The following is a 245-nucleotide window of genomic DNA, read 5'->3' as shown; positions in this document are numbered from 1 at the left end:
CTGTTCGGGCCATTGCCGGTACCGACATCGACAGTAATGTCACCACTGATTTTCACACGCGTATTGCCGATATTAAAACTGCCGTCCGGATTGGTATTTGTCGTCGCATTGTCCGGTTCAGGTTGCGCAGGGCTGACAATCGGCTTGGCGGGTTGGACGCCGGGCAAAGAATAATCCGGTGCAGACTGATCTGTCTGTGCCTTGTTCTTCAATCCGGTCTCTAAGGCAAAGGCCGGAGCTGAAAA

General features: G+C 53.1%; 1 protein-coding gene. It reads right to left on the bottom strand.

Annotated features, from left to right (window positions below):
- Positions 1 to 245: hypothetical protein (locus tag HBA93_RS22790; protein ID WP_221724748.1), on the bottom strand; the 245-nt coding region annotated here is incomplete at both ends.

This window comes from Ochrobactrum sp. SFR4, assembly GCF_019730395.1.
Lineage (GTDB): Bacteria > Pseudomonadota > Alphaproteobacteria > Rhizobiales > Rhizobiaceae > Pseudochrobactrum.
This window is presented reverse-complemented; position numbering and strand designations above follow the sequence as displayed.